Raw genomic sequence first — 5,247 nt, 5'->3', positions numbered from 1 at the left:
GCAAAAGTTTTTCCGTAGAATGTATTATTGTCTTTTTCGGTAGTATTAAAAAACATGAAATTTTTGGCATTGATGTTTAAATCAAAGTCAAAATCTGCAAAATACCTGTTGGTAATGGTCCCGTTGGCCACTGCCTTATTCCCGTTCTCATCGTATAGGTTTAAATCCTTGACCACGAAATTATTGTTCGAAATGCTTATGGTATTAGTGAAATTATAACGGGTTTTAAGATAATTGATCAGGAATGAAGCTTTTTGGGCATTTACATCTCCATTCAGCAAGGGATGTGGGAAGTTTCCTGTCAGCGTAACTTCACCGGTAAGTAATCCGTTTATGTCGGAAATTGTTTTGTACAGGTAGGGCTGTATAAAGCTTAGCCTGATCTTATCCAACCGGGCATCAAGGTTTATCTCTTTTGTGCCGGGTACATAATAACCGCTGATATCCAAGGTTTTTAAATTTCCCCTTTTGGAAATGCCCTGAATGTCAATATTGTTTTTTTGGTTGTTCCAGAGGGCAGCCAGGTTGGTTGTCCCAATCTGAGTATTATTTATTGCCAGGGAATCTATCCTTAAGTTGGCCACAAAGATGGGGGTGCGGTATAAATTTATGAGATTAACAGAACCATTGAGGATTCCGTTTGTTTTAAGTCCTTTGATGTTTAATAAATGGGCGAAACCACTTAGGTCAATATGGCTGATGTCCAGGTTTAGGGTGTCTTTTTCATTCTGGGAAATAATGCCATCAAGCCTGATATATTGATTCTGCCTGTGTGCAAGGAGATTGTTGATCCCGATAAAAGAATTCTCAAACTCCACCGAAGTTTTATTTAAATACCACAAACTGTCGTTGATGTAAAACTTTGATGGCTGAATAAGCAGATTGACAACCGGGCTTTTCCAGTTTGAATGCCGGCTGAAATGAGCTATTGCCTGGATGTTGCCGTTGTTTTTCAGGCTGTCCTGGTTATCCCAGTTGATATCAAGATTAACATCATCTTTGACAGCCATTGTTTTCATTGAAAAGTTTTTCAGGCTGATTTTCTTTTTATTCACCGATGCACTTTTGCAGTTCCAGAAAACCGAAATCGTGCTGTCCGCAGAAGTAGATCTGATGTTGAAGTTGTCAAATTCTGTTCCTTTAACAGATAGCATAGGGCTTGAACCATTAAGCAAAATATGGTGGGCTGAAGGCCTGTATTCACCGCTTATGCTCGAATTGTCCGACAGGAATACCGATGGCAATAAAGTCTGGCTAAGCGGAAGGGTCTTTTTTAGGAGAAATGAAAAAGAAAAATTATTCAGGCTGTCCTCGGCTAATTTTTGACCATTATTAAGCGAAGGAATAAATTTTGTCATCATTTTCTTGAAAGAAAGTGCCAAGGTTTTGAAATGGTAATGCCCTTTAAGTTCTCCGTCTATCAGGTCGGATTTAAGATTAATTTTGTTCTTTCCGTTTATTTTTGAGGCACTTACAACAATCCTGTCGACTTTTGCATTCTGGTTAAATCGGTGGAGGGATGCATTGGTCACCTCAATATTTCCGTTCAGATCGTCTAAATCCAGGCCTTTAAAATTTCCATTCATCAGAAATGACAAGTTGGAAGTAGTATCAATGCGGTCGAGATTCAGGCGGTGAAGGTTTGCCCTTTGCAGATCGGCGCTGAAGTTAAAATCAGGGGTTTTGGAAGAGAAATTGAATTTCCCGGACAGGGCAAGTTTGATATATGGATCTTCCACCGCAACAGATCCGGTAAAAGTTTTGTGCAGCAGGTTGCCTGCTATGTTGATGTTCTTATAGTTATATTTATTGATCTGAATGTCTGAAACCAGGCCTTTTAACTTGCCTTCAATATCCTTGTTTTTGCTTTGGCCGTCGACATTGATATTCATGGTCACTTTGCCGATATGTTCGGGATCGTTTGCCAATTGTCCCAAATCAAAATCTGTAGTTTTGATCATGCCCGAAAATTGGAATAATCTTCGTTTGATGGGCTTAATCCATAAATCCGAGGATACTTTTCCCAAATCCGATGAGAAATTGCCATAAGCAACGAAATCGTTGTAAAATCCGCTAAATTTCCCTTTATAAGTGATCGTTCCAAGTTTCTTGACCTCCGGGGACAATTCAATATGATGCGGCTGCAGGGTAGGTAAATCAATAGCTTCAATATCACTCGTACAGGTAATCAGATTTTTAAAATTCAGATAGAAAAAGGTTTCATCAATTACAGGTAAGCCATAAAGACTGAAGTCGCCTTCAATTTTGGTTTTTTGTCCAAAACGGAATTCCATTCCAGTTCCCTTGAGGTCGCTGATACTGCCTTTCACATGGCCGTTCAGGGCAACCACCGAGTGTATTTCCTTGAGTGTACGGGCAAAATATGAAATATCATGGAAGCTTACTCTTGAATGGTCGAAATTGGCGTTAAACCTGACTTTGGTCAAGATCCCGTTATTCTTGAAATCTTTGAAGCCGTTAAAACTCATCTTATACAGGCTTGCCAAAATGTAGGTTTCCGGAGTTTTAATCTCCAGATCATCGATCTGGATTTTTTTATTGTTGATGCTTGCCCGGCCTTTAAATTTGAGCAGGTTAAAACCACTTCTGTCTTTAAACTGGATTTGTTTCACATTAAAGATGAAGGTTCCATCGTCCTTATGATAATTGTTGATTTTGATATTCAAATCATTCAGTGCCAGGTTTGAAAAATCTATCCCGTAAGATTTGGGAGTAGCTTTTGCCGAATGTAGCGTAAATCTCGATCCGGTCATTTCAAAATTCTTACAGGTCACACTCCATGAAGGTTTGGGCTTGGCTGGCTTTTTTGACTTCAGTTTGTCCAGGATAAACTGAAGGTTTGTCCGGCCGCTGCTGTCCACTTTCAAATTAAAGGTTGTATTCATGAAAGTGGTTTTCCCCAGATTGATTAATTTTTTTCTGAAATGGAAACCGTTGATCCTGACTTTAATCCCGTCAGCAAACAGGAGGGTGTCTTTTTTTTGATCTTCCACATAAACTTTTCGCAGGATCAGATTGTTGAAAAATGAAAAATCTACAGATTCAACTGAAATTTTAGTCTGAAGGGAATGGGAAAGTTCTTCTGTGATCTTGTGAACCACGAAGGTCTGCACTTTCCTGTTTTGCAAAACAAAATAAGCCGTAGTTGGTAAGGCAAGGATTACCAATACGAAAATGAAGAATATTTTAATTAATTTTTTGATAGTTTTGCACTTTTTAAATTGCTAACGCAAAAGAAACAAAATTAGTTCAAAAATTCTCTTAAAAAAACTTAATAATGGGGGTTACCATTTTAGGAATTGAATCATCGTGTGACGACACTTCTGCTGCCATCATCAGGGACGGATATTTATTATCCACGGTTATTGCCAATCAGGAGGTGCATAAGGCTTATGGAGGGGTTGTTCCTGAACTGGCTTCAAGGGCACATCAGAAAAATATAATTCCTGTGGTGGATAGGGCATTAAAACTTGCAGAAGTCGGTTCTGATGAAATTGATGCGGTTGCATTTACCATGGGGCCGGGATTGCTGGGCTCGCTTATTGTGGGGACTTCATTTGCAAAGGGATTTGCAATTGCACGCAATTTGCCTATAATTGCGGTAAACCATTTACAGGGTCATGTATTGGCTAATTTCGTCAAAGAAAAGGATAAGCCTAAAGACTACCCTTCGTTTCCATTTCTTACTTTATTGGTTTCGGGCGGAAACACACAGATAATTTTGGTAAGGGATTACCTGGATATGGAGATCATTGGCAGTACCATTGACGATGCTGCAGGCGAAGCGATTGATAAATGTGCAAAGGTAATCGGGCTTCCCTATCCCGGCGGGCCTCATATTGACCGGAATGCCAAATTGGGCAACAAAGATGCTTTTGAGTTTGCCAAACCCAGAATTAGTGGGCTGGATTTCAGTTTTAGCGGGCTTAAAACTTCATTCCTTTATTTTTTAAGGGACAAGGTGAAGGAAAATCCTAATTTTATCAGCGAGAATATGAATGATTTATGTGCTTCTATCCAGCGTATCATTGTAGAAGTGCTTGTAGATAAGCTGATCAAGGCATCCCGTCAGACAGGGGTTAAGGAAATTGCCATCGGTGGCGGGGTAGCTGCCAACAGCGGGTTGCGAAACACATTGACCGAAGTGGCGGCAAAACGTAAGTGGAAATTATACCTCCCCGAGTTTAAATTCACTACGGATAATGCTGCAATGATAGCCATTACCGGATATTATAAATATCAGAAAAAAGAATTTGCCACCCTGGATATTTCTCCGATGGCAAGACTGGTGATTTGATCCCTATGGGTGAGGACGGCCCAAAAGGCTCATCCCTTCGGTAAATTCCTTTTCAAATTTCAGGTCAAGGAAAGCATTGGCGCCCCTGCATCTTTCGACTACCTTTTTTGCCCATTCAAGATAGGCAATCTTTCTTTCATTTGCCCAGCTTAAGGGATAAGTGACAATATCGTGGATGTTGCATATTTTATCGGCAATTTTAAGCTTTTTTGCTGATTCTGAAAGGAAAGGGGCTTTATCAATTTGTTTTTGTTTGCGTTCGGCATAAGGCAATTCCATGTTGTCTGTAACTTCCAGGACTATTTCCAGTACGGGCTTTCCAAACAGCTGAGCAATCTCTTCTTCGGTTGCAGAGGTATCCTCAAGTGTATCATGTAAAAGTGCTGCTATCAGCAGGTTTATATCTTTTTCCTCCGACATGTACAACAGATGACACACTTTGATGGGATGATTGATATAGGGAACCTGATTGTACCCCTTTCGCCGCTGAAGTTTGTGCTTTTCTGCCGAAAATTCAAGGGCTTTAAGAAATAAGCCCATCTCCTGATCCTCGAAATTCATAAGAAATTAAATAAATTGACCTTATAATTTTACAAAATTAGATGAATTTTGATGATTTCCCCGGATTGAAAATGGAATTTCTGTTTCTTATTGACTTTTAATCTTCGGCAGTATTTGTTTTGACGGATTTTTAATATTGGTGTAAGGGGAAAATATAAAGATTCCTCGCTATGCCCTGATTGATAATAATTTCGTAAATGTTTACCTCTGGAAGGGTTATTTTGCGGCATAGCCACAAAACAACCCCTCCTGGAATCCATTAATAATAGTCATTAAAATCGGTCAACGAATGTTTTACCCTTGAATTTGCCGCAGAACGTAAGTTCTGTTAATCCCTTTAGCCTGTATATATTGCAGATTAAACAAAT

At 39.5% G+C, this 5,247-nt stretch carries 3 protein-coding genes; 1 reads left to right on the top strand and 2 read right to left on the bottom strand.

The genetic code is table 11. The annotated features are described in order from the left end of the window. A partial coding sequence (locus Q8907_12390) for a hypothetical protein (GenBank protein MDP4275069.1) occupies positions 1-3,122 on the bottom strand: 3,122 nt, incomplete at its 3' end. 176 nt (positions 3,123-3,298) lie between these two features. Between Q8907_12390 and tsaD the strand changes: the two genes are divergently transcribed. Beyond that, on the top strand, positions 3,299-4,318 hold the full coding sequence (tsaD, locus tag Q8907_12385; GenBank protein MDP4275068.1) for a tRNA (adenosine(37)-N6)-threonylcarbamoyltransferase complex transferase subunit TsaD: 1,020 nt from the start codon (positions 3,299-3,301) through the stop codon (positions 4,316-4,318). Positions 4,319-4,321: 3 nt separating this feature from the next. Here the strand turns inward: tsaD and Q8907_12380 are convergent, their stop codons facing one another. Further along, positions 4,322-4,879: an HD domain-containing protein gene (locus Q8907_12380; protein MDP4275067.1), complete on the bottom strand. Its 558-nt coding sequence runs from the start codon at positions 4,877-4,879 to the stop codon at positions 4,322-4,324. Positions 4,880-5,247 lie beyond the last annotated feature (368 nt).

The organism is Bacteroidota bacterium (assembly GCA_030706565.1).
GTDB lineage: Bacteria > Bacteroidota > Bacteroidia > Bacteroidales > JAUZOH01 > JAUZOH01.
The sequence above is the reverse complement of the archived record's forward strand: the minus strand, read 5'-3'. Positions and strand labels throughout refer to the sequence as shown.

Coding starts and splice junctions, on each gene's coding strand:
- tsaD (MDP4275068.1), top strand. CDS start 3,299: ATGGGGGTTACCATTTTAGGAATTGAATCATCGTGTGACGACACTTCT.
- Q8907_12380 (MDP4275067.1), bottom strand. CDS start 4,879: ATGAATTTCGAGGATCAGGAGATGGGCTTATTTCTTAAAGCCCTTGAA.